Source organism: Clostridium sp. CTA-6 (assembly GCF_054768115.1).
Genome location: NZ_BAAAAU010000017.1, coordinates 20,431 through 44,520 on the forward strand (window position 1 = coordinate 20,431; position 24,090 = coordinate 44,520).

Below are 24,090 nucleotides of genomic sequence, written 5' to 3' on the forward strand. Positions count from 1 at the left end.
AATATCACTGCTCCTAATTTTAATTTTATAAAAGCTCCAAGGAAAATTATTCTTGGAGCTTTTATATTTACATTTTTATTAAAGACTTACTCCATCATAATATAATTATAAATAGAATATCTAAAACCAAAATAATAATATTTCCTAATTAATTTATTCTTAGCACCATTTTTATGATAACATATATATTTTTCTACAGTTATTTATAATATTTATAGACAAAAAAATATATATAAATAAAAATTATAGATTCCTATTTATACATAAAAAAAACTATTGATATTACTCTATCAATAGCTAATTAAAAAAACTAATATTAAATTAATCTTTTTGTTTATGTTCTAATACATTTTTTAATCTTTTTTCGAAGGTGCTTCTTGGTATCATTATTATTCTACTGCAGCCTAAACATTTTATTTTTATATCTGCACCCATTCTTATTATTTCCCACCTATTACTACCGCAAGGATGAGATTTCTTCATTTCTACTATGTCTCCTAAATCAAAGGTCTTAGTCATAATTAATCTCTCCTTCTATTTTATAATTTGAAATTTATTATAAGGTATTTCTATATTTTCGTTTTTTAATTCTATTAATATTCTTTTTCTCAATTCAATTTCTGCAGTCCATTGATTCATTGGAGTTGTTCTTCCATATACAACTATACTTATTCCATTGTTGTCCAATGAAGTTATTCCATATACTGCTGGTTGTTCTACTACTATGTCTTTTCTTTCTTTTGCATACTCTAAACATACCTTATTAATTGTATTTATTGCTTCCTCTATATCTACTTCATAAGCTACATTAATTTCTATCTTAAATCTTATATTATTTTTAGCATGATTAGTTACTTTATTTATTAAACCATTAGGTATTATATGAAGATCTCCATTAAAATCTTTTAATTTAGTTACTCTAAGTTCTATGGTATCAACTATCCCAGATTTATCTTCTACAGTTATATAATCGCCTACTGAAAATTGATCTTCAAATAATATAAAAAATCCACTTATTACATCCTTTATAAGATCTTTAGCTCCTAAACCTATAGCTGCACCACCAAGTCCTGCAAATATAGAACCTATTCTTCCAAATAAAATTTCTATTATAGCGAAGATACCTACAAAATAAACTGTATATCTTAATATACTATTTAATATAGTTCCTACAGTTGTAGCTTTTTTATCATCTAATGAAAATTTCAAATTGCTTTGTTTTTTTACAAATCTATTTATTATTTTATTACCTATCTTTATAGATAAGTACATTGTTACACATATAATTGCTATTTTAATAACTACTGATATAAAATAATATATAGAATCTGCCTCTATAGGTAAGTTTCCTATTTTTATTCCGCCTTTTGATAAATCAAAATCAAAGTTAAATGATGATTTCATAAAATATTACATGACTAACTGGTAGTCTTTACCCTCCTTTAAATATACATTTTTAATATTTATTTCTTTGCTTTCTATTACTTTTTTTACATTTTCATAATCTTGTTCATCGATTCTTATGCTTATACCACAACTTTTAGTTATATATGTTGGTGTAGGAATTATAATAAGTTTTATTCCTTTTTCTTTTAAAACACTTTCCCCATCCATTGCTGTATGAGTATTTTCAAATGTTATTACATAATTTTTCATAAATTTATCACCTATCCATTTATTCTTATTCATTTTACAATATAATTATAAAACTTTATTGCAACATATACAATTATATAACTTTAGTTTATAATTATATATAAATATTTTCATAATTAATGTAATTTTAAATATTATTAACAAATATTTAATATTTATTTGGATATATTATTCAATAGGAGGTTTTTAAATGAAAATTTATTTAGATAATGCCGCTACTACTTATCCAAAACCAGAGAAAGTTTATTCTTCTATATTAAACTATATGAAAAATGTTGGTGCCAGTCCTGGTAGGGGTGGATATGAAAATGCTCTTACAGGAGATAGAATGGTTTACAAATGTAGACAGTCTTTAATAAATCTATTTAATTTTAATAAAATAGAAAATGTAGTATTTACATCTAATATTACAGCATCATTAAATATATTAATAAAATCTATTGTAGAGGATGGCTGGCATGTAATAACTTCTGCAATGGATCATAACTCTGTAATTAGACCTTTAGTTTCATTAGAAAAATCAAATAAAATTAAACTAGATATATTGAATTGTTCAGAAGAAGGCTTAATAAATATTGAAGATTTTAAAAATGCAATAAAAGATAACACAAAATTAGTTGTACTATCTCATGCATCAAACATTGTTGGAACAATACAACCTTTAGAAACTATAGGTAAGATATGTAAAGAAAAAGGAATTTATTTTATCATAGATTCTGCTCAAACTGCTGGTGTTCTACCTCTAGATTTTCAAAATTTAAACTGTAACGCATTAGCTTTTACGGGACACAAAGCTTTACTTGGGCCTCAAGGCATAGGCGGCTTCATAATTGATGATAAATTAAATAATATTGCTACTAACTTTATAGAAGGTGGTACAGGTAGTTTATCTGAAAGTACATTGCAACCAGATTTTCTTCCTGATAAATTTGAAAGTGGTACTATGAATACTCCTGGAATTGCTGGACTTTTAGCTGGTATTGAATACATAAATGAAGAGGGGTTAAATACTATAAAAGAAAGAGAAGAATATCTCTCTAGAGAATTTATAAATGGCTTATTAAATATAAACTCTATTAAAGTTTATGGTCCTTTAGATGCCTCCTTAAGAACTGCAACAATATCTATTAATTCATCAAAAATTGATAATTCTGAACTAGGATTTTTATTAGATAGCGAGTTTGGCATAATGGTAAGAACAGGTCTTCATTGTGCACCTTTAGCACATAAAACTATAGGCTCATTCCCTCAAGGTACACTAAGATTCAGCTTTGGTGCATTTAATGATATTAAAGATATTAATTACGCTCTATACGCTTTAAATAGTATACTTAGTAGGATGTGATTTGTAAAATAAAATGAATAAATTTGTAGAAAAATTAGATAACCTAATATTATTTTTTATAATATATACTATTTCTTTTTTAATATTTTTTAAAACCTTGCCCTATACTCTACCTTTTGTTTTAGCTTTTTTATTTGCATTAGCCTTAAAAAAACCTGCTAATTATTTAATAAAAAAACTAAAAATAAAAAACTCGTTAGCTTCTTTTATAGTTACATTAATATTTTTTTCTATAATAATAACTTTATTATTCTGGGGAATAAATTCATTAGTTCATGAAGTTATAGACTTTGGTAAAAATACTCAAACTTATTTATATTCTCATGAGGACCAAATAAGTAATTATGTTGATAATATATATAGGTATTATTTGAATTTACCACCATCTATAATTGATTCAATAGAAAAAACTATTGGGAATTCATTTTCAAAAATTTCTAACATAATTGTATTTATTACAAGTAGAATAGTTTCTTCTTTTATTGGATTATTAACTTCAATCCCTTATATATTAATGCTGATATTATTTACTTTATTATCAACTTATTTTTTTACTAAAGATATTACTAAACATGATAATAAAATTTCTAAAATTATATTTAATGAACATTCATCTAAGTTTCCTCAGATATATCTAGAAAGTAAAAAAATGCTAAGTGGCTATATTTTATCCTACTTAACACTGATTGGAATAACATTTTTTGAAACTTTAATAGTTTTCTTTATTTTTAATATTAAATATTCAATTATGTTTAGTATTATAGCAGCTATAGCAGATTTTCTACCAATACTAGGTATAGGAAGCATTTATGTGCCATTAGCTCTAATACACATCCTAGTTTATAAAAATTATGTTGTTGGAATTGGCTTATTAATATCCTATGTGGCTGTATCCATAATAAGACAAATTCTAGAACCAAAACTTTTATCTTCTTCATTAGGTTTACATCCTGTTTCTGTTTTAGCCGCAATATTTATAGGTTTAAAAGCAAATGGCATATCTGGTATGTTCTTTTGTTTATTCTTCGTAATATTTTATAATATATTGCGAAAAGTTGAATTATTATAATAACAAAATGTATAAAACCTCCTTTAGTGGATATAATCCCTAACAGGAGGTTTTTTTATGATAAGTAAAACTATTATAGACACTTCTATACCCGATGATATTTCTACTTTAAGAGATATTTTATGTACTGAATTATACTACGCATTTAAAGCAAATAGAGAAATAGTTATAGTATGCATTGGAACTGATAGGTCTACTGGGGACTCTTTAGGCCCTCTAGTTGGAGAAAAACTTAAATTTTTAATTAGAGGTAGAGTTAGTTTATTTGGTAATTTAGAAAATCCAGTACATGCTAAAAATTTAAAGGAAACTATTTCTATTATAAATTCTAAGTACAAAAATCCGTACATAATAGCTATAGATGCCTGTTTAGGAAGTATACAAAATATAGGTAAAATAATAGTAGATAGTAAACCCCTTTATCCTGGATCAGCAGTTAATAAAGACCTGCCTGCTATTGGAGATCTAAGTATTAACGGAGTGGTAAATATTTCTGGAGCTATGGAATTTATGGTATTACAAAACACTAGACTATACACTGTTATGAATTTAGCTAATTACATTTCAAAAGGTATATATCATTCTATTATAAAAACTTTAGGGAGCAAAAAAAATAGCTTTAATATAGAAAATATTTAATTTAAATTATACAATCATTTATTCTAATGTTTAATATATTTTCTATTTCCTCTATAGTTTTACCAGCACTATCTATAATTAATATATCTGTATTTCTTTTATTATTATTTAAATATTTATCTATTAACATATCCCCTTTTAAATCACATATAATTACATCATAGTTATTATTATTATAAGTACTATAGCCTCTCTCTTCTAGGTCATTCTTTAAATTTTGTAATGTATCTGACACAAAAATATTCATTATAAAAACCTCCCTCTATGAAATATTATTTTTCATAAAGGGAGGTTTTATTCTAATTTTCAGTAACATTATTTATACAATTTTCTAATACTTGTTTTTCTTCATCTGATAAGTCATATCTTGATATACCTTTATCTATAGGTTTAGCATAAGTAGTACTTTCATTTCGTCCAAATATACTTGTTAGTATAACTCCACTATTATCATTATCTAAAAATGCTATTGAATAACTTAAATCACTTCCTACATCATCAAAGGCTCTATATCTAACTATAGCCACCTTTTGTATACATGCTTTAACTCTCTTATCTATAGTACTATATATTTCTTTTACATATTCAGTTTCTTCTTTTGCTTTATCTACCTTATCTAAATAATCATTTATTAATTCTTCAACATTTCTATTATTACTACCCCTCATAAATTTTTTATATTTTTCCTTTAGTTTTTTTAAAGAAATCATAGTAATTATAAGAATTATAAATAATAAAATCATTATTGCTGTTAATCCCATAATTATAAAAGCAGAATTTACATTTATAAATTCTATTACATTTGTCATAACTTATCTCCTCCGTCAATGTTTCACGTGAAACATTTTATAATTTTAGTATATCTAATATTCTTTGTAAATCATCCTCCGAATAATATTCTATTTCTATTTTGCCTTTGTTTTTATTATTTTGCAAATTAACTTTTGTATCAAATAAGCTTTCTAATTTACTCTTTATATCTTTATAATAAGGTGAAATCTCATTATCTTTTATATTATTGTTATTCTTTTTTTCTTTATATATATTCTTTATTATTCGTTCTGTTTCCCTAACACTTAAATTTTCATCAATTATTGTTTGTGATAATTTATATTGTAATTCATTCTCCTTCAAAGCTAATAATGCTCTTCCATGCCCTTCTGTTATAACGCCATCAATTAAATATTGTTGAACTCTTTTATCTAATGCTAATAATCTCATACAATTAGCAATAGCTGCTCTAGATTTACCTATTCTTATACTTAAAATATCTTGAGTTATTTTAAATTCCTGAATTAAATTTTTATAAGCTTGGGCTTCTTCTATACAATTTAAATCTTGTCTTTGTATATTTTCTATTAAAGATATTTCTAGTACACTTCTATCATCTAAATCCATAACCACAGCAGGTATTTTTTTTATACCCACTAACTTAGCAGCTCTCCATCTTCTTTCTCCTGCTACTATAGTGTATAAGTTACCTTCTTTTTTTAAAACTAAAGGTTGAATAATGCCGTGCTCTTTTATGGATTGTGCTAAATATCCTATTTTTTCTTCATCAAAGTTTTTTCTCGGTTGTTCATTATTAGGCTTTATTAAATTTATAGATATAGTATTTATACTATCTTTATTTTCTTGGGATTTTTCAGGAATTAATGCACCTAATCCCTTTCCTAATGCTGATTTTTTATTCAACCTTATATCCTCCTTTTATTGTTTTTCTATAAATTCCTTACTTAAATTATTGTATGCTTCTGCCCCCTTACATTTTGAATCATATAATATTATAGGCAACCCAAAACTAGGAGCTTCTGCCAATCTTACATTTCTAGGAATTGTGGTCTTATATACTTTATCATTAAAATATTTTTTTACTTCCTCTGCAACTTCATTGCATAATCTAGTCCTGATATCATACATAGACAGTATTACACCTTCAACTTCTAAATTAGAATTAAGGGATTTTTGTACTAACTCAATAGTATTAACTAATTGCCCTACTCCTTCTAATGAATAGAATTCGCATTGTATAGGAATTAAAACACTATCAGACGCTGCAAGTGCATTAATTGTTAACAAACCTAACGAAGGTGGACAATCAATAAATACATAGTCAAAATCATTCTCTATTTCTTTTAATTTTTCCAAAAGAATTCTTTCTCTATCCAATTTATTTATCAATTCTATTTCAGCACCAGCTAAAGACATAGTTGATGGTAAAATATAAAAATTGCTTATAAGTTCACTTTGTTTTATGACTTCCCTTATTGATATTTCATCAGATGTTAAAACATCATACACTGAGAGTTCTAAGCTATTTTTATCTAATCCCATTCCGCTAGTGGTATTTCCTTGAGGATCTATGTCTATGTTTAATATTTTATATCCATTCATGGCTAGACATGAACATAAATTTATACTGGTTGTAGTCTTTCCTACACCACCCTTTTGATTAAAAATAGATATTACTTTCAATTCCTCACCACCTAATTAATATTCTACATTTAATTATATAATTTAAAGTAAAATAATGAAAGTCTTTTACATATACTTTATTAAAATTTAATAAAAAGTAGATGTTTCACGTGAAACATCTACTATTTCTTAGGTATGGTTATTGTTATTTGTATTTTATCCTCCAAATCCTTAGATCTATAGTTTGCCTTAACACCATATTTATCAAAAACTTGCTTTACTGTATTAACATAAACTACTGGAGAAAAAATTCCTTTTATTCTTTTTTTACCATCAGAAGCTAAATCTTTATTACTTTCTTGACATAATTCTTTTTCTATTAGTTCTTCTGTTTTTTTAACATTTAATTTTTTTTCTATAACAATGGATAATATTTTTAGTTGTTTATCTTTATCCATAATTTTTAACAGAGCTCTACCATGCCTTTCTGTTAAATTATTTTCTAATATTTTTTCTCTAACTTCCTTAGATAATTTTAATAATCTCATTTTATTTGCTATAGTAGATTGCTTTTTCCCAATTATTTCTGATAATTTATCTTGAGTATAAAAATGTTCTTGTATTAAATTATGATAAGCTTCTGCTTCTTCAAAACAATTTAAATCTTCTCTTTGCAAATTTTCTAACAAGGCTATTGCTGCAGAGTCCTTATCTGTAACATCTATAATAACCGCTGGGACTTCATTTAACCCCAACTTTTTAGCTGCTCTTAATCTTCTCTCTCCAGCAACCAATTCATATTCACCATCTTTTATCTTTCTCACAGATAAAGGCTGAATTATACCATACACTTTTATTGACTGTGCTAGTTCTTCTATACTTTCCTCATTAAAATATTTTCTAGGTTGATATAAATTGGGAATAATTTTATCAGTGGAAATATAATTAATATTTTTTTGCATACTACCATCCCTCTTATTCTCTTCCTATTATTTACATTTCTTCTTTAAATGTAATTTTCCTCTTTTTTTTATTATTTTTTTAGTTGCAAATTATTACATTTATTTTAGAGGATTTTTTTTAATAATACTAGGCTTTCTAGGATACTTTTTTGCAGTTTCTTTTACTTTTTTTATAATTACTAAATTATGTTTTAGATCTGTATCTTCAATATCTATTTTTATTATATCCTCTATCTTTCCACCTAAAATTTCTATGGATTTTGTAGCTGATGTTATTTCTTCTTCTACAGAAGGACCCTTCATGGCTACAAAATATCCACCTTTTCTTACAAAAGGAATACAAAATTCACTTAAAACTGCTAAATTTGCTACTGCTCGGGAAACTGCTATATCATATCTTTGTCTATGTTGAATTTCCTGTGCATAATCTTCTGCTCTTCCATGTAAACATTGTATATTTTTTAATTGTAGCTCTCCTATTACAATATTTAAAAAATTTATTCTCTTTTGTAGAGAGTCCAATAAAGTTATTTCTATATCTTCTTTTAATATTTTTATGGGGATGCCTGGAAATCCTGCCCCTGTACCTATATCTATTAAACTTTTAGCCTCTGCCATTGGGGAAGCTTTAAATATTTTTATACAATCTATAAAATGTTTTTTTATTATTTCCTCATCCTTAACAATAGCTGTTAAATTTATTTTTTTATTCCATTCCTGTATTAAATTTTTATAACTTATAAACTGATTATATTTTTTATCATTAAAGTCTAAATTAACATCATTGCATGCTGATTGTAGTATGTTGAAAAATTCCATTTAAAAACCTCCAAAAGGATTTTTTAGTTTTCTCTGTTTTTTCTTTCCATATATATAAGTAATACTGATATATCTGCTGGGGATACACCTGAAATTCTAGAAGCCTGACCTATATTTATAGGTTTTATTTTTTCTAATTTTTGAATAGCCTCTAATCTCAACCCTTTTACATCTGGATAATTTATACTTTTAGGTATTAATCTATCTTCATACTTCTTAAATTGCTCAACTTGTTCTAACTGTTTGTTTATATATCCCTCATATTTTGCAATTATATTTATTTCTTCTTTTTCATCATCACTTAAATCTGGTCTTTTATCATCTAAAGGTTCAACTTTAAAATAGTCTAATTCTGGTCTTTTTATTAATTCATATAAACTAATAGGTTTTTTTAGTTCAGTAGACCCTTTCTCTAATAAAAACTCATTTATTTCTCTTTTTCCTGTTATTTGTACATTTTTTAATCTTTCTACTTCACTTTCTACATTCTTTTTCCTATTTAGGAATTTATCATATCTATCCTCTTTTACAAGTCCAATTTTATAGCCTAACTCTGTTAATCTTAAATCCGCATTATCCTGCCTTAAGAGTAATCTATATTCTGCTCTTGATGTCATCATTCTATAAGGCTCATTTGTACCCTTTGTTACTAAATCATCTATAAGTACACCTATATAAGCATCTGATCTTTTTAAAATTAATGGATCTTCTCCTTTTATTTTTAATACAGAATTAATTCCAGCTACAAGTCCCTGTGCTGCAGCTTCTTCATAACCTGAACTTCCATTAAATTGACCTGCCCCATATAATCCATTTATATTTTTGAATTCTAAGGTTAAATCTAGTTGTTGAGGATCAATACAATCATATTCTATAGCATAAGCAGTTCTTAGTATTTCCGCATTTTCTAAACCTGGTACACTTCTATACATTTTTATTTGAACATCTTCTGGTAATGAACTAGACATACCACCAACATATAATTCTTCTGTATTTTCACCTTCTGGCTCTATAAATATTTGATGTTTATCTTTATCTGGAAATCTAACAATCTTATCTTCAATAGATGGGCAGTATCTTGGTCCTACCCCTTCTATTGATCCATTATATAATGGAGATCTATGTATATTTTCATGTATTATTTTATGAGTTTGTTCAGAGGTATAAGTTAAATAACAAGAAATCTGATCTTTATCTAGTTTATCATGTATAAATGAAAAAGGAACTATTTTTTCATCTCCTGGTTGTTCTATCATTTTAGAAAAATCTACTGATCTTTTATTTATTCTTGCAGGAGTTCCTGTTTTAAATCTTCTAAGATTTATTCCTAAATCTAATAAACTTTGAGATAAATCGTTAGCAGGATATAAACCACTTGGTCCACTACTATATATTATATCTCCTATTATTATTTTACCCTTTAAATAAGTTCCAGTACATAATATTATAGCTTTTGTAGTAAAATATGCTCCATTTTTAGTTAAAATACCTTTAACTTTATTATCCTCTACATCTATTTGTATAACTTCTAGTTGCCTTAAAATAACATTTTTTTCTTTTTCTAGCAAATGTTTCATTCTTTCACTATATCTTTTTTTATCTGCTTGGGCTCTTAAAGAATGCACTGCTGGTCCCTTAGAAGTGTTAAGCATTCTAGATTGTATAAATGTATGGTCTATATTTATTCCCATTTCACCACCTAAAGCATCTATTTCTCTTACTAAATGTCCTTTTGCTGTTCCACCTATATTAGGATTGCAAGCCATAAGAGCAATACTATCTAAGTTCATAGTACATATTAATGTTTTACATCCCATTCTTGCAGAAGCTAATGCTGCTTCGCATCCCGCATGACCTGCGCCAATAACTACTACATCAAAATCTCCAGCTAAATATTTCATATAACTCCCTACTTTCCTAAACAAAATTCAGAAAATATTTTATCTATAATGTTCTCATCTAACGTATCACCAGTAATTTCTCCAAGATATTTCCATGCATTTCTAATATCTATAGATGCTAAATCTATTGATATTTCATCTGATAAAGTTTCTATAGCTTGAATACAAGATTCTTTAGATCTTATTAAGGCTTCCTGATGCCTAGCATTTGTAACTATAATTTCATCAGATTTTATTTCTCCACTAAAGAAAAGATCTTTTATACATTCTTTTAATTCATTCAATCCCGAATTGTTTTTAACTGATGTTCTTATTATATATTTAGAATCTAATCCTTTTATAAAATGATTTTCTTCATTTAAATCTTTATTTAAATCTGATTTATTTAATAAAACTATATACTTTTTATTTTTTATAAAATCCATTATTTCTATGTCTTCTTCATCTATTTTTCTGCTTAAATCTAACATAAATATAACTAAATCAGCTTCAGCTATCTTTTCCTTTGATTTTTCTACACCAATTTTTTCTACTACATCTTCTGTTTCTCTTATTCCTGCTGTATCTACTATTTTTATAGGTATTCCATCAATATTTATATATTCTTCTATAACATCTCTTGTAGTACCTGGTATTTCTGTAACTATAGCTTTATTTTCATTAATTAATGCATTTAACAAAGAAGATTTTCCTACATTAGGTTTTCCAACTATTACAGTATTTAACCCTTCTCTTAATATTTTACCTTCTTCTGATGCACTTATCAAATTATCTATTTTATTTATTATTTCTTTTAAATCTACTTTAATTTTTTGACCTGTTATTTCCTCTAAATCATCTTCAGGATAATCTACAGTAGCTTCTATATGTGCTATAATTTTAATCATTTTATTTCTAATAGAATTAATTTCCTTTGAAAGAGTTCCTTCAGCCTGCTTTAATGCAGATTTCATAGAAAGATCTGTTTTAGATCTTATTATATCTATAACAGCCTCTGCTTGACTTAAATCTATTCTTCCATTTAAAAAAGCCCTTTTAGTAAATTCTCCTGGCTCTGCAAGCCTTGCTCCAGATTTAATTAATTCTTTTAATATTTTTTTTGTTGGTATTACACCACCATGACAATTAATTTCTAAAGTATCTTCAGCAGTGAAACTTCTAGGTCCTTTCATATAGCTTACCAAGACTTCATCTATTATTTCTTTACTTTCTTTTTCAATTATAAAACCATATCTCATAGAATAAGGTTTTATATCATCTAATAATCTATCATTTTTACCTCTAAATATACTACTTACTATATCTAATGATTTATCTCCTGATATTCTTATAATAGATATACCACCTTCTCCTAGTGGTGTTGCTACAGCGGCTATAGTATCAAATTCTTTCATAAAATCACCTCTTTTTACAAATTACAAATAATATAAAAAGAAAGCCTTTAGGCTTTCCTTAAATTTATTACAACTTTTCTAAAAGGCTCTTCACCTTCACTATAGGTTTCAACATAGTTATTATTTTGGAGTTCTGAATGTATTATTCTTCTTTCATAAGGATTCATAGGTTCTAACTTAACTGGTCTGCCAGTTTCTCTTACTTTATGGCCTAATCTTCTTGCTAGTTTTTTTAATGTTTCTTCCCTTTTATCTCTATAGTTTTCTGTATCTAGTATAACTCTTTTATAATCGCAACTTTGATCTTTATTAATTACAAGACTAACTAGATATTGTAGAGAATCTAAAGTTTCGCCTCTATACCCTATGATTATACCCATGTCTGATCCTGATAAATCTATTTTTATTACATCTTTCTTTTCCTTTATATTTATATTAGCTTCTACATTCATACTTTTTAATATAGATTCTAAAAAATCTCTAACTTCTTTTTCATAATCTTTTTTTAACTTCATTTCTATTCTTGCAGGTCTTGTACCTATAAAATTAAGAAATCCCTTGCTTCCTTCATCAATAACTTTTATTTCTACCTTATCTTTTGAAGTATTTAACTCCTTTAATCCATGATTAATGGCTTCTTCTATGGTTTTCCCAGTCATTTCAATAACTTTCATGCCCCAAGTCACACCCCCTAGGCTTCAGCTTTACCTCTTAGCTCCATTTTTTTCATTATAACTGTTTGTATTATTTGAATTAAGTTATTTATAACCCAGTATAATACTAGGGCTGATTTTAACTTCCAACTTATTACTATCATAAAAATAGACATACCTATATTCATTGACTTCATCTGTCCAGCCTGTGAACTATCTCCAGATGCCATTAATGTTCCAGAAAAATATGTAGTTGCACCTGAAAGCACTGCTAAAACTACATCTGGCTTAGCTAAATCTTTTACCCATAAAAAACTTACACCATTTATACCAGTTAAAGTATTAAAAACATAATACAATGCTATAAATATTGGCCATTGTATTAATAAAGGTAAGCATCCTCCTAAAGGATTTACTCCTTTTTCTTTATAAAGTTCCATAGTTTTTTGATTTAATCTTTGAGGATCATTTTTATATTTTGCTTGTAATTTCTTTATTTCTGGTTGTAGTTCATTCATTCTAAGTGAAGATTTTGTTTGCTTTATGTTTAAAGGAAGTATTAATAGTCTTATTATTAATGTAACTAAAATTATAGCTATACCATAAGAAAAGTTAGGATTGCTAATTACATTTGATACAGCTGCATGTATAAATGCAAAAAACTGTACAAAAGCATTATTTAAATATTTCAAATTTTTAAACCTCCTGATTTTGCATTTATTTTAGCGGATCATAACCACCTTTATTAAAAGGATGGCATCTTATTATTCTCTTTATTGAAATTAATGTGCCTTTTAATGCACCATATTTTTCTATAGCTTCCATTGAATATTGAGAACAAGTAGGATAAAACCTACAACTAGGCCTCTTTAAAGGAGATACATATTTCCTATATATCTTAATAATACATATTAATAAATTTTTCAATTATATATGCCTGCCTTTTTTAATAAATTTATTAATGCATTTTCTATATCCTTATAATCCTTATCATTAGAACTATTTCTAGCTATAAAAACTAAATCATAACCTTTTTTCATGTTTTCATCTAAATTCAATCTATAGCTTTCTTTTATTAATCTTTTTACTCTATTTCTAATTACACTTTTCCCAACTTTTTTACTGACAGATACACCTAATCTATTTATATTACACCTATTTTTACATATGTATAATACTAAAAGCCTATTAGAATAAGACTTGCCTCTTCTATATACATGTCTAAATTCTTTATTCTTTCTTATTTTATTTTCTTTCATAGATTATATTCTCCTTTTTTCTGCATCTGCAGAAAAAGGCCACTAATGCGGCCCTTATGCTGTCAATCTTTTTCTTCCTTTTTGTCTTCTTTTTCTAAGAATATTTCTTCCTGATGAAGTCTTCATTCTTTTTCTAAAACCATGTTCTTTTTTTCTTTGTCTCTTTTTTGGTTGATATGTCATAAACATTTTCACAGCACCTCCTTTTGAGATCTTATAAATAATTAACATCCTTTTTTATATTAAAGATGTTATCCTTATTTGCATACATTATACTCCTAATTTAAAGTTTCACTATTAAATTATATATTTGTAGTCTTATAATGTCAAGAAAAGTAAAGCAATATACTTAGTTTTTATTTTTTTGTGGATAACTTCTTGAATACCTATATAGGTTTTGATATTATTATTAAAGGACTGTTGATAACTTTTAATACATATAACTTATCCACAGCTGTTGATAACTTTGTGCATAACTTGTTCACTTTGTTTTATTTTTTTATACTAATATCTATTAGTATTAGTATTTATACGGATTATGGCTTATTCATTAGTGTTAATTTTTTTTTATTTTCTTATGTTAATAATTAATTTTACTATTTTTATATAACCATAATTATAAACATGTGAATATTTTTTTCAACAATTGTCAAGTTAATATAAATAATGTATATAAAGTTGTTTATATTTTGTTTACTATATGTGAACATTCTAAGTTTCTATCAAGACTGGAGGATTAAATTATGAATACCCACCTTACAGAAACCTGGGAAAAGGCAATAAATATTATAAAAGGTGAACTTACAGAAGTAAGTTTTAATACATGGATTAAAAGTATTAACCCTATTTCTCTTGAAAATAATTCATTGAAACTAGCTGTACCAAATGATTTTACAAAAGGAATTCTTGAAAGTAGGTACAAAGATCTTATAGTTAATGCGCTAAAATTACTTACCTCAAAAAAATATAATATAGATTTTATTGTAACTACTGAAGAAAAAATAGAAGAAAATCAAAAAAATCATAATAACGAAAAATCTAATATAGTTGTAAATGATGAAATGTCTACTATGTTAAATCCTAAATATACTTTTGATTCGTTTGTAATAGGAAATAGTAATAGATTCGCTCATGCAGCATCTTTAGCAGTAGCAGAATCACCTGCTAAAGCATATAATCCTTTATTTATATATGGTGGAGTTGGTCTTGGTAAAACTCACTTAATGCATGCTATCGGTCATTATATATTGAATAACAATCCTAAATCTCAAGTAGTTTATGTATCTTCTGAGAAATTTACAAATGAATTAATTAATTCTATAAAAGATGATAAAAATGTAGAATTTAGAAATAAATATAGAAATATAGATATTTTATTAGTTGATGATATTCAATTTATTGCTGGAAAAGAAAGAACTCAAGAGGAATTTTTCCATACTTTTAATGCCCTGTATGAAGCTAACAAACAAATAATTATATCAAGTGACCGTCCCCCAAAAGAAATACCTACTTTAGAAGATAGATTAAGATCTAGATTTGAATGGGGACTTATAGCTGATATTCAAGCACCTGATTTTGAAACCAGGATGGCCATTTTAAAGAAAAAAGCTGATGTAGAAAAATTAAATATTCCTAATGAAGTAATGGTATATATAGCTACAAAAATTAAATCAAATATTCGTGAATTAGAAGGAGCTTTAATAAGAATAGTAGCCTTTTCATCACTTACTAATAAAGAAATAAGTGTAGATTTAGCTTCTGAAGCACTGAAAGATATAATCTCAAGTAAGCAAACAAGGCAAGTCACTATAGATATTATTCAAGAAGTTGTAGCAAACTATTATAATCTAAAAATAGAAGATCTAAAATCAGCTAGAAGAACAAGAAATATTGCTTTTCCGCGTCAAATAGCCATGTACCTTTCTAGAAAACTAACGGACATGTCATTACCTAAAATTGGTGAAGAATTTGGCGGACGTGATCATACTACAGTTATTCATGCCTATGAAAAGATATCTAATAACTTAAAAAAAGACGAAAGTCTTCAAAATGCAATAAAGGAATTAAATAAACGAATTAATCAAAAATAATATACAAATGTTTATAATAATATCTTATTTATTTGTTGATAATGTACTAAATATAAATTAAACATATTTCCTGTGGATAAGCACTTAATTTTAATGTTAACTTATCCACAATTATTTTGTTATGAAAAATGTTGATATTTTAAGCTTTGTAAGACTTATTAACATATCAACAAGCCCTACTACTACTACTACTATTTTATTATATTATCTATTTCTATTCTAACAATAGGAATTGTTAATAAAGGAGGCTAATTTTATGAAAATAACTTGTCAAAAAAACATTTTACTAGAAGGTATATCTATAGTTCAAAAAGCAGTAACTGGAAAATCAACTTTACCTATATTATCTGGAATACTTATTAGAGCTAATAAAAATGAATTGGTCTTAACTGGTTCTGATATGGATCTTAGTATTGAAACAAAAGTAAAAGCTAATATTTTAGAAGAGGGAACTATAGTTTTAGATGCTAGACTTTTTGGTGAAATAATAAGAAAATTACCTAATGATCTAATAGAAATAAATACATTAGAAGATAATTCTATAGAAATAATATGTCAAAATTCTAGATTTAATCTAATATATATGAATCCAGATGAATTCCCTAATCCACCTATTATCAATGAAAATATGATATTTTCCATAGGTGAAAGTAAATTAAAAAATATGATTAAAGGAACTATATTTGCTACAGCTCAAGATGAAACAAGACCTATTCTTACAGGTGTTTTATTTCAAATAAAAGACAAAATGCTAAATTTAGTAGCTTTAGATGGTTATAGGTTAGCTTTAAGAAGCGAAGTTGTTGATAATGATAATACGATAAATGCTGTTATTCCAGGGAAAACATTAAATGAAGTTTCAAAAATTTTAGAAGAAGATAATGAAAATGTTAATATTACATTTACTCCTAATCATATTTTATTTAGTATAGGAGAAACAAAAATAATTTCAAGATTATTAGAAGGAGAATTTATTAGCTATAAGTCTATAATACCTGAAGAATTTAACTTAAAAATAATAGCTAAAAGATCAGAGCTTTTAAATTCTATAGAAAGAGCCTCTCTTATGGCTAAAGAAGGAAACACTAATTTAGTTAAATTTGATTTCTCAGATGATAAAATTGTAATAACATCAAATTCTCAATTAGGAATGGTTCGAGAAGAATTAAAAGTTGTATTGCAAGGAGAAGATTTGCAAATTGCATTTAATTCAAAATATCTTTTAGATGTGTTGAAAACTATGGAAGATAATGAGGTTGTATTAGAATTTTCAAGTAGTGTAAGTCCTTGTATTATAAAAAATACAGAAATAAACAATTGTACTTATCTAGTTTTACCAGTAAGGTTAAACAATAATTAATTAAAAGAGGTATTAAAGATGGTTGAAATAAAAATTAATTCAGAAATAATAAAATTAGATTCTTTCTTAAAATGGTCAGGGGCAACAACTTTAGGTTCAGAGGCTAAATTTTTTATACAAAACGGAGAAGTTAAAGTTAATGGAGAAATAGAAAAAAGAAGAGGTAGAAAACTTAAAATAGGCGACTTAATAGAGTTTAATAATGAAACATATAAAATTATTTAAAATTTTATATAAATTTTAAATAATTGTTAGTAAAAAATATTATGGTATAATTAATTTAGGTGTTTAGAATGTATATAAAAAATGTGCACTTAATAAATTTTAGAAATTATGATGATATGTATTTAGAATTAAGTCCAAATACAAATATTTTTGTAGGTAATAATGCTCAAGGGAAAACTAATATACTAGAAAGTATATATTATTCAAGTATAGGAAAGTCTCATAGAACAAATAAAGATAAAGATCTTATAAAATGGGATAAAAATAATACATACTTAAGGACATATGTATCCAGGGAAAGATTAGATAAAACTATAGATATAAATATATTTAAAAATGGTAAAAAAGCTATAACTGTAAATAAAATAAAAATAAAAAAAATATCTGAACTAATGGGGAACTTAAATGTTGTTATGTTTTCGCCAGAAGACTTAAGAATAATTAAGGATTCCCCTGGGAACAGAAGGAAATTTCTAGATATAGAATTATGTAAAATAAATAATGTTTATTATCATGATTTAGTCCAATATAATAAAATTTTATCTGAAAGAAATACAGCTTTAAAAAATTGGAATAACAAAATTAATGATATAATTGATATTTATGATGAGCAACTTTCTAAATATGGAGCTTTTATAATTAAAGAGAGAAATAAGTATTTGGATAAATTAAATATTATTGGCAAAAATATACATAAGAAGATAACCAATGATTTAGAAGACATAAACTTTAGATATTTAACTAATATAAAAGATTTTGATAATGCAGAAAAAGAATTATTAATAGCTCTTAAGAAAAATCGAAAGAAAGATCTTGAGAGAAATTCAACTTCTATTGGTCCTCATAGAGATGATTTTGAAGTAAGTATAAACAATATAGATACCAGAATTTTTGGATCACAAGGACAGCAAAGAACAGCTGTATTAACTTTAAAGTTTGCATCATTGGAAATAATAAAAAACATAATAGGGGAATATCCTGTGCTTTTATTAGATGATGTACTATCTGAATTAGATTCAAACAGACAGCGATTTGTATTGAATTCTATTGATAAAATACAAACAATAATAACTTGTACTGGCATAGAAGAGATAGACAAATATTTAGATAAGAAACAATCTCAATTATATTTGGTTAACAATGGTAAAATAAAAAGAGTTTAAAGCTGAAAGGAGATTAATTTATGTTTCTTCACTTAGGAGAAAATGTAGTAGTACCAATAAAAGATGTTATAGGAATATTCGACATGGAAACTTCTATGTATAGTTCAGATACTATACAATTTTTAAGATTAGCTGAAGAGGATGGATTTGTTGAAAGAATAACTAAAGAAAAACCAAAATCTTTTGTTATAGCTGAAGTAGATAAAAAGAGTAAAATATATTTGTCTCCTATATCTTCAGCTACACTAACTAAAAGAACAAAAGTTTTGTATAATGAGCTATAAAAGTTAGGAGGATAAGCATGTCACAAGAAAATAAACAAGTTTATGATGAAAGCCAAATTCAAGTGTTAGAAGGTTTAGAAGCTGTTAGAAAAAGACCAGGAATGTATATTGGAAGCACTAGTTTAAGGGGACTTCATCATTTGGTTTATGAAATAGTTGATAATAGTATAGATGAAGCACTTGCTGGCTTTTGTACACATATAGAAGTTTTTATACATAAAGATAATTCTATAACTGTTGTAGATGATGGACGTGGAATGCCAGTTGGTATGCATTCAAAGGTAAAAAAACCTGCTGTTGAAGTAATAATGACTATATTACATGCAGGTGGAAAATTTGGTGGTGGAGGATATAAGGTTTCTGGTGGTCTTCATGGTGTTGGAGCTTCTGTTGTTAATGCTCTATCAGAACATTGTAATGTAGAAGTAAGAAGAGATGGACATATATGGCTTCAAAAATATGAAAGAGGCATACCAAAAACAGGATTAGATATAGTAGGAGATACGGAAGATCATGGTACAAAAATATACTTTAAGCCAGATGTTGAAATATTTGATGAACTAGAATTTGAATATGACACCTTAGCTCAAAGACTTAGGGAGTTAGCTTTCTTAAATAAGGGTATAAAAATTTCATTAACAGATGAAAGATATGATAAACAAGAAATGTTCCACTATGAGGGTGGATTGAGATCTTTTGTACTTTATTTAAACAGAAATAAGGAAAAATTACATCAACAACCTATATATGTTGATAAAAATAAAGATGGATGTATAGTTGAGATTGCTATGCAATATAACGATGGTTATGCAGAAAACATTTTTTCCTTTGCTAACAATATAGACACAATAGAAGGTGGAACTCATTTAGCTGGATTTAAATCAGCTTTAACAAGAGCTATAAATGACTATGCTAGAAAATTTAATTACTTAAAGGATACAGATAAAAATTTATCAGGAGACGATGTTAGGGAAGGTCTAACAGCAGTTATTTCAGTAAAATTAACAGATCCTCAATTTGAAGGACAGACAAAGACAAAGTTAGGAAATAGTGAAGTAAGAGGAATTGTAGATACAATAGTAGGAGAAAGCATAGGCTCATTCTTAGAGGAAAACCCTAATGTAGGTAAAATAATAATTGAAAAAGGCTTGTCAGCCTCAAGAGCTAGAGAAGCTGCAAAAAGGGCTAGGGAACTTACTAGAAGAAAATCTGTTTTAGAAAGTACTTCTCTTCCTGGAAAATTAGCAGATTGTTCTTCAAAGGATCCATCATTATGTGAAATTTATTTAGTCGAAGGAGACTCCGCAGGAGGATCTGCTAAACAAGGAAGAAATAGAGAGTTTCAAGCTATATTACCTTTAAAGGGTAAAATAATGAATGTAGAAAAGCAAAGATTGGATAAGATATTAGCTTCAGATGAAATACGTGCTATGATAACCGCATTTGGAGCGGGTATAGGAAAAGAATTTAATCTTGAGAAAATAAGATATAATAGAATAATTATAATGACAGATGCTGACGTAGATGGAGCCCATATAAGAACTTTACTTTTAACATTCTTTTATAGATACATGAAAGAATTAGTAGAGGAAGGTCATGTTTATATAGCTCAACCACCACTTTATAGAATATATAAGGCTAAAAAGGAACTTTATGTTTATTCAGATAAAGAATTGGATGAGGCATTATTAGAATTAGGTGGAAAAGATACTAATACTAATATTCAAAGATATAAAGGTCTTGGAGAAATGGATCCAGAACAACTTTGGGAAACTACTATGAACCCAGAACATAGAACTTTATTACAGGTAACAATAGAGGACGCTATGGCAGCAGATGAAATATTTACTATACTTATGGGAACAAAAGTAGAACCAAGAAGGGACTTTATAGAAAATAATGCTGATAAAGTAGTTAACTTGGATATATAAGATAAGATTGTAAAGAGGTGTAATCATGCTAAACGAAGGAAAGATTTTGCCTGTAGATGTAAGTAAAGAAATGAAGAAATGTTATATAGACTATGCCATGAGTGTAATAGCTGGCCGTGCATTACCAGATGTAAGGGATGGGTTAAAGCCAGTACATAGAAGAATAATATATTCAATGCAGGGATTAGGATTAGCTCCAGAAAAAGGTTATAGAAAATGTGCGAGAATTGTAGGGGATGTACTAGGTAAGTATCATCCTCATGGTGATACAGCAGTTTATGAAGCTTTGGTAAGAATGGCTCAAGATTTCTCAATAAGGTATACATTAGTAGATGGACATGGAAATTTTGGTTCTGTAGATGGCGATGGAGCAGCGGCAATGAGATATACAGAAGCTAAGATGAGCAAAATATCCATGGAACTTATAAAAGATATAAATAAAAATACAGTTGATTTTATTCCTAACTTTGATGGTGAAGAAGAAGAACCATCTGTATTACCATCAAGATTTCCTAATCTTTTAGTTAATGGTTCTGCAGGTATAGCAGTAGGTATGGCTACTAATATTCCACCTCATAATTTAACAGAGGTTATAGATGGAATAATAATGCTAATAGAAAATGAAGATGTAAATATACTTGATTTAATGACTAAAATAAAGGGACCAGATTTCCCTACTTCTGGATTAATCGTCGGTACAAGAGGAATAAGGGAAGCCTATGAAACGGGTAGAGGAAAAGTTATAATTAGAGCTAAAGCTGAGATTGAAGAAGAAAAAGGTAAAAATAGAATAATAGTTACAGAAATACCATACCAAGTTAATAAGTCTAAGCTTATAGAAAATATGGCTAACCTTGTAAAGGATAAAAAAATAAATGGGATCTCAGATATAAGAGATGAATCAGACAGACAAGGTATGAGAATTGTTATAGAACTAAAAAGAGATGCAAATCCTAATATAGTTTTAAACCAATTATATAAGCATACAAAACTTCAAGATACCTTTGGAATAATTATGTTAGCGTTAGTTAATAACCAACCCCAAGTTTTAAACTTAAAAGAAATATTAGTTAATTATGTGGAATTCCAAAAGGAAGTAATAAGAAGAAGAACTAGATTTGACTTAGATAAAGCATTAGCAAGGGCTCATATATTAGAAGGCTTAAGAATAGCCTTAGATCATATTGATGAAGTTATAAAGCTTATAAGAGCATCTAAAAATACAGCTGAAGCTAAAGAGGGATTAATGAATAATTTTAATCTTTCAGAAAAACAAGCTCAAGCTATATTGGATATGAAGTTACAAAGGCTTACAGGTTTAGAAAGAGAAAAAATAGAAGAAGAATATAAAGAACTTATGGAAAAGATAAGTTATTTTAGAGAAATATTAGATAAAGAAGAATTAGTACTAAGTATAATAAAAGAAGAATTAATAGAGATAAAAAATAAATATGGTGATGAAAGAAAAACAGAAATAGTAAAAGGTGAGCATGATATAGATATAGAGGACTTAATTGAAGATAAAAAGGTAATAATAACTTTAACTCATGGTGGATACATAAAAAGATTAGATATGGATACATACTCTTCACAAAAAAGAGGAGGAAAGGGTATTCAAGCTACATCTACAAAACAGGATGATTTTATAGAAAATATGTTTGTAACATCTACTCATAGTACTATATTATTCTTTACAAATAGGGGTAAGGTATATAAACTTAAAGCTTATGAAATACCAGAAGCAGGAAGAACAGCTAAAGGTACAAATATAATAAATCTTATACCTATAGAAAATAATGAAAAAATACAAACAGTAATAGGATTAAAAGATATAGATGATATGAAACATTTTGTAATGTGTACTAGAAATGGAATAATTAAAAAGACAGAAATAAAGAAATATTCTTCTATAAGAAAAGGTGGATTAAATGCCATAAATTTAAGAGAAGATGATGAACTAATAGATGTAAAAATGACTAAAGGAAATAATGAAATAATAATAGTCACACAAAATGGGTACTGCATAAGATTTAATGAAGAAGATGTAAGGCCTATGGGAAGAGTTGCAACAGGAGTTAAGGGTATAACATTAAGAGAGGATGATAAAGCTGTATCTATGGAGGTAGTGTTAGAAGATGAAGCACTACTATCAATAAGTGAAAATGGATTTGGAAAAAGAACAGATATAGAAGAATATCCTATTCATAGAAGAGGTGGAAAAGGTGTTATAACTTATAAAATAACAGATAAAACAGGACCTATAGTTGGAGCAAGGTTTGTAAAAGAAGATGATGAACTTATGCTTGTAAATAGTGGTGATGTTGCAATAAGAATAAATGTTTCAGAAATATCTAAAACTAGTAGAAATGCTATGGGTGTAAAACTAATGAGAACTAGTGAAGAAGAAAAAATAGTAGCTATAGCTAAAATAAAGAGTGAAGACATAATAGAAGAAGAAATTTTAAATGAAGAAAATCTAAATGAAGAAAATCTAAATGAAGAAAATCTAAATGAAGAAAATCTAAATGAAGAAAATCTAAATGAAGAAAATCTAAATGAAGAATAAATAATAAGAAAAATCAGCATAAATGCTGATTTTTCTTATTATAAATTTTAATTATAAAAAACAACTTTTCCAGACGTATCAATATAAGAAATATTAAAAAAAAAGATAAAAACAGAAGCAATATTATTATATTTTAATTAAATGAGATTTTATAGTATAAATATAATATTAAATTTTGATACAATAAATCTCGTCCTTAAGACAAGGGCTTGAAAGTAACAAAAACTTTCAAAAACAAATTTGAAAAAAGTTCTTGACAAAGAACAACAAATTTGATAAGATATAAAAGTCGCTGAGGCGATGTGGTCTTTGAAAATTAAACAGAGAATTAACAAGAAACATTCTTGTAACAGCCAGTA

At 26.7% G+C, this 24,090-nt stretch carries 26 protein-coding genes; 10 read left to right on the plus strand and 16 right to left on the minus strand.

The features are described 5' to 3' along the window. Positions 1 to 321 precede the first annotated feature (321 nt). The 3 genes from ACYUDJ_RS20475 to ACYUDJ_RS20485 are packed head-to-tail and all read right to left on the minus strand — an operon-like array spanning position 322 to position 1,656. Entirely contained in the window at positions 322 to 519 is a 198-nt protein-coding gene (locus ACYUDJ_RS20475; protein ID WP_003397342.1) for a DUF951 domain-containing protein, read from the minus strand. Between the two features lie 15 nt (positions 520 to 534). Then, positions 535 to 1,404, minus strand: a complete 870-nt coding sequence (locus ACYUDJ_RS20480; RefSeq protein WP_043032642.1) for a mechanosensitive ion channel family protein — start codon at positions 1,402 to 1,404, stop codon at positions 535 to 537. 6 nt (positions 1,405 to 1,410) lie between these two features. Further along, positions 1,411 to 1,656: a DUF3343 domain-containing protein gene (locus ACYUDJ_RS20485; protein ID WP_003495576.1), complete on the minus strand. Its 246-nt coding sequence runs from the start codon at positions 1,654 to 1,656 to the stop codon at positions 1,411 to 1,413. A gap of 190 nt (positions 1,657 to 1,846) precedes the next feature. Between ACYUDJ_RS20485 and ACYUDJ_RS20490 the strand changes: the two genes are divergently transcribed. Genes ACYUDJ_RS20490 through yyaC form a run of 3 tightly spaced genes read left to right on the plus strand, consistent with a single transcriptional unit; the run spans position 1,847 to position 4,709 of the window. Further along, on the plus strand, positions 1,847 to 3,001 hold the full coding sequence (locus ACYUDJ_RS20490) for an aminotransferase class V-fold PLP-dependent enzyme (RefSeq protein WP_003488070.1): 1,155 nt from the start codon (positions 1,847 to 1,849) through the stop codon (positions 2,999 to 3,001). A gap of 13 nt (positions 3,002 to 3,014) precedes the next feature. After that, positions 3,015 to 4,070, plus strand: coding sequence for a sporulation integral membrane protein YtvI (ytvI, locus tag ACYUDJ_RS20495; RefSeq protein ID WP_003488069.1), 1,056 nt, complete (start codon positions 3,015 to 3,017; stop codon positions 4,068 to 4,070). Positions 4,071 to 4,127: 57 nt separating this feature from the next. Next, complete coding sequence (gene yyaC, locus ACYUDJ_RS20500; protein ID WP_003488067.1) at positions 4,128 to 4,709, plus strand: spore protease YyaC; 582 nt, start codon at positions 4,128 to 4,130, stop codon at positions 4,707 to 4,709. A 1-nt stretch (position 4,710) separates the two neighbouring features. Here yyaC and ACYUDJ_RS20505 read toward each other — a convergent pair whose 3' ends face one another. The 13 genes from ACYUDJ_RS20505 to rpmH form a co-directional block, all read right to left on the minus strand. After that, on the minus strand, positions 4,711 to 4,956 hold the full coding sequence (locus tag ACYUDJ_RS20505) for a YkuS family protein (RefSeq protein ID WP_003488065.1): 246 nt from the start codon (positions 4,954 to 4,956) through the stop codon (positions 4,711 to 4,713). 52 nt (positions 4,957 to 5,008) lie between these two features. Next, on the minus strand, positions 5,009 to 5,518 hold the full coding sequence (locus ACYUDJ_RS20510) for a DUF4446 family protein (protein WP_003488064.1): 510 nt from the start codon (positions 5,516 to 5,518) through the stop codon (positions 5,009 to 5,011). Positions 5,519 to 5,555: 37 nt separating this feature from the next. Then, positions 5,556 to 6,404, minus strand: a complete 849-nt coding sequence (locus tag ACYUDJ_RS20515) for a ParB/RepB/Spo0J family partition protein (protein WP_003488062.1) — start codon at positions 6,402 to 6,404, stop codon at positions 5,556 to 5,558. Positions 6,405 to 6,419: 15 nt separating this feature from the next. Beyond that, positions 6,420 to 7,184 carry a ParA family protein gene (locus ACYUDJ_RS20520; protein WP_003488060.1) on the minus strand — a complete coding sequence of 255 codons (765 nt, stop codon included), beginning with the start codon at positions 7,182 to 7,184 and terminating at the stop codon, positions 6,420 to 6,422. 122 nt (positions 7,185 to 7,306) lie between these two features. After that, positions 7,307 to 8,086, minus strand: coding sequence for a nucleoid occlusion protein (gene noc, locus ACYUDJ_RS20525; protein WP_003488058.1), 780 nt, complete (start codon positions 8,084 to 8,086; stop codon positions 7,307 to 7,309). A gap of 99 nt (positions 8,087 to 8,185) precedes the next feature. Continuing rightward, a complete protein-coding gene (gene rsmG, locus ACYUDJ_RS20530; protein ID WP_003488057.1) occupies positions 8,186 to 8,905 on the minus strand; it encodes a 16S rRNA (guanine(527)-N(7))-methyltransferase RsmG in 720 nt (239 codons plus the stop codon). Between the two features lie 23 nt (positions 8,906 to 8,928). Then, positions 8,929 to 10,806 (minus strand): tRNA uridine-5-carboxymethylaminomethyl(34) synthesis enzyme MnmG, encoded by a 1,878-nt coding sequence (gene mnmG, locus ACYUDJ_RS20535; protein WP_045517086.1) that lies wholly within the window; start codon positions 10,804 to 10,806, stop codon positions 8,929 to 8,931. Between the two features lie 8 nt (positions 10,807 to 10,814). Beyond that, the gene (gene mnmE, locus ACYUDJ_RS20540; RefSeq protein ID WP_043032644.1) at positions 10,815 to 12,200 is read right to left on the minus strand and encodes a tRNA uridine-5-carboxymethylaminomethyl(34) synthesis GTPase MnmE; all 1,386 of its coding nucleotides are present in this window, start codon (positions 12,198 to 12,200) and stop codon (positions 10,815 to 10,817) included. A gap of 47 nt (positions 12,201 to 12,247) precedes the next feature. Continuing rightward, positions 12,248 to 12,874 (minus strand): RNA-binding cell elongation regulator Jag/EloR, encoded by a 627-nt coding sequence (gene jag, locus ACYUDJ_RS20545; RefSeq protein ID WP_042385997.1) that lies wholly within the window; start codon positions 12,872 to 12,874, stop codon positions 12,248 to 12,250. 17 nt (positions 12,875 to 12,891) lie between these two features. Continuing rightward, complete coding sequence (locus ACYUDJ_RS20550) at positions 12,892 to 13,545, minus strand: membrane protein insertase YidC (RefSeq protein WP_003488047.1); 654 nt, start codon at positions 13,543 to 13,545, stop codon at positions 12,892 to 12,894. A 25-nt stretch (positions 13,546 to 13,570) separates the two neighbouring features. Beyond that, entirely contained in the window at positions 13,571 to 13,780 is a 210-nt protein-coding gene (gene yidD / locus ACYUDJ_RS20555; protein WP_042385993.1) for a membrane protein insertion efficiency factor YidD, read from the minus strand. Then, positions 13,777 to 14,112 carry a ribonuclease P protein component gene (gene rnpA, locus ACYUDJ_RS20560; protein WP_003488046.1) on the minus strand — a complete coding sequence of 112 codons (336 nt, stop codon included), beginning with the start codon at positions 14,110 to 14,112 and terminating at the stop codon, positions 13,777 to 13,779. The genes yidD and rnpA overlap by 4 nt, the downstream gene beginning before the upstream one ends. 54 nt (positions 14,113 to 14,166) lie before the next feature. After that, positions 14,167 to 14,301, minus strand: coding sequence for a 50S ribosomal protein L34 (gene rpmH / locus ACYUDJ_RS20565; RefSeq protein WP_003359452.1), 135 nt, complete (start codon positions 14,299 to 14,301; stop codon positions 14,167 to 14,169). A gap of 554 nt (positions 14,302 to 14,855) precedes the next feature. Between rpmH and dnaA the strand changes: the two genes are divergently transcribed. From dnaA to gyrA, 7 genes are all read left to right on the plus strand, one after another. Continuing rightward, a complete protein-coding gene (gene dnaA / locus ACYUDJ_RS20570) occupies positions 14,856 to 16,202 on the plus strand; it encodes a chromosomal replication initiator protein DnaA (RefSeq protein WP_003488043.1) in 1,347 nt (448 codons plus the stop codon). Positions 16,203 to 16,458: 256 nt separating this feature from the next. Next, the gene (dnaN, locus tag ACYUDJ_RS20575) at positions 16,459 to 17,562 is read left to right on the plus strand and encodes a DNA polymerase III subunit beta (RefSeq protein ID WP_003488041.1); all 1,104 of its coding nucleotides are present in this window, start codon (positions 16,459 to 16,461) and stop codon (positions 17,560 to 17,562) included. An 18-nt stretch (positions 17,563 to 17,580) separates the two neighbouring features. Continuing rightward, positions 17,581 to 17,787, plus strand: coding sequence for a S4 domain-containing protein YaaA (gene yaaA, locus ACYUDJ_RS20580; protein WP_003488039.1), 207 nt, complete (start codon positions 17,581 to 17,583; stop codon positions 17,785 to 17,787). 68 nt (positions 17,788 to 17,855) lie between these two features. Beyond that, positions 17,856 to 18,950, plus strand: a complete 1,095-nt coding sequence (gene recF / locus ACYUDJ_RS20585; protein ID WP_003488036.1) for a DNA replication/repair protein RecF — start codon at positions 17,856 to 17,858, stop codon at positions 18,948 to 18,950. Between the two features lie 20 nt (positions 18,951 to 18,970). Next, positions 18,971 to 19,234: an extracellular matrix regulator RemB gene (gene remB, locus ACYUDJ_RS20590; protein WP_003359336.1), complete on the plus strand. Its 264-nt coding sequence runs from the start codon at positions 18,971 to 18,973 to the stop codon at positions 19,232 to 19,234. A gap of 17 nt (positions 19,235 to 19,251) precedes the next feature. Continuing rightward, the gene (gene gyrB / locus ACYUDJ_RS20595) at positions 19,252 to 21,165 is read left to right on the plus strand and encodes a DNA topoisomerase (ATP-hydrolyzing) subunit B (protein WP_003488033.1); all 1,914 of its coding nucleotides are present in this window, start codon (positions 19,252 to 19,254) and stop codon (positions 21,163 to 21,165) included. 25 nt (positions 21,166 to 21,190) lie between these two features. Next, positions 21,191 to 23,731 (plus strand): DNA gyrase subunit A, encoded by a 2,541-nt coding sequence (gene gyrA / locus ACYUDJ_RS20600; RefSeq protein WP_003488031.1) that lies wholly within the window; start codon positions 21,191 to 21,193, stop codon positions 23,729 to 23,731. Positions 23,732 to 24,090: the final 359 nt, after the last annotated feature.

What these genes read in the sequence shown, in the direction of transcription:
- ACYUDJ_RS20475 (WP_003397342.1), bottom strand. Translation starts at nt 519, where the DNA reads ATGACTAAGACCTTTGATTTAGGAGACATAGTAGAAATGAAGAAATCT.
- ACYUDJ_RS20480 (WP_043032642.1), bottom strand. Translation starts at nt 1,404, where the DNA reads ATGAAATCATCATTTAACTTTGATTTTGATTTATCAAAAGGCGGAATA.
- ACYUDJ_RS20485 (WP_003495576.1), bottom strand. Translation starts at nt 1,656, where the DNA reads ATGAAAAATTATGTAATAACATTTGAAAATACTCATACAGCAATGGAT.
- ACYUDJ_RS20490 (WP_003488070.1), top strand. Translation starts at nt 1,847, where the DNA reads ATGAAAATTTATTTAGATAATGCCGCTACTACTTATCCAAAACCAGAG.
- ytvI (WP_003488069.1), top strand. Translation starts at nt 3,015, where the DNA reads ATGAATAAATTTGTAGAAAAATTAGATAACCTAATATTATTTTTTATA.
- yyaC (WP_003488067.1), top strand. Translation starts at nt 4,128, where the DNA reads ATGATAAGTAAAACTATTATAGACACTTCTATACCCGATGATATTTCT.
- ACYUDJ_RS20505 (WP_003488065.1), bottom strand. Translation starts at nt 4,956, where the DNA reads ATGAATATTTTTGTGTCAGATACATTACAAAATTTAAAGAATGACCTA.
- ACYUDJ_RS20510 (WP_003488064.1), bottom strand. Translation starts at nt 5,518, where the DNA reads ATGACAAATGTAATAGAATTTATAAATGTAAATTCTGCTTTTATAATT.
- noc (WP_003488058.1), bottom strand. Translation starts at nt 8,086, where the DNA reads ATGCAAAAAAATATTAATTATATTTCCACTGATAAAATTATTCCCAAT.
- rsmG (WP_003488057.1), bottom strand. Translation starts at nt 8,905, where the DNA reads ATGGAATTTTTCAACATACTACAATCAGCATGCAATGATGTTAATTTA.
- mnmG (WP_045517086.1), bottom strand. Translation starts at nt 10,806, where the DNA reads ATGAAATATTTAGCTGGAGATTTTGATGTAGTAGTTATTGGCGCAGGT.
- mnmE (WP_043032644.1), bottom strand. Translation starts at nt 12,200, where the DNA reads ATGAAAGAATTTGATACTATAGCCGCTGTAGCAACACCACTAGGAGAA.
- jag (WP_042385997.1), bottom strand. Translation starts at nt 12,874, where the DNA reads ATGAAAGTTATTGAAATGACTGGGAAAACCATAGAAGAAGCCATTAAT.
- rnpA (WP_003488046.1), bottom strand. Translation starts at nt 14,112, where the DNA reads ATGAAAGAAAATAAAATAAGAAAGAATAAAGAATTTAGACATGTATAT.
- rpmH (WP_003359452.1), bottom strand. Translation starts at nt 14,301, where the DNA reads ATGTTTATGACATATCAACCAAAAAAGAGACAAAGAAAAAAAGAACAT.
- dnaA (WP_003488043.1), top strand. Translation starts at nt 14,856, where the DNA reads ATGAATACCCACCTTACAGAAACCTGGGAAAAGGCAATAAATATTATA.
- dnaN (WP_003488041.1), top strand. Translation starts at nt 16,459, where the DNA reads ATGAAAATAACTTGTCAAAAAAACATTTTACTAGAAGGTATATCTATA.
- yaaA (WP_003488039.1), top strand. Translation starts at nt 17,581, where the DNA reads ATGGTTGAAATAAAAATTAATTCAGAAATAATAAAATTAGATTCTTTC.
- recF (WP_003488036.1), top strand. Translation starts at nt 17,856, where the DNA reads ATGTATATAAAAAATGTGCACTTAATAAATTTTAGAAATTATGATGAT.
- remB (WP_003359336.1), top strand. Translation starts at nt 18,971, where the DNA reads ATGTTTCTTCACTTAGGAGAAAATGTAGTAGTACCAATAAAAGATGTT.
- gyrB (WP_003488033.1), top strand. Translation starts at nt 19,252, where the DNA reads ATGTCACAAGAAAATAAACAAGTTTATGATGAAAGCCAAATTCAAGTG.
- gyrA (WP_003488031.1), top strand. Translation starts at nt 21,191, where the DNA reads ATGCTAAACGAAGGAAAGATTTTGCCTGTAGATGTAAGTAAAGAAATG.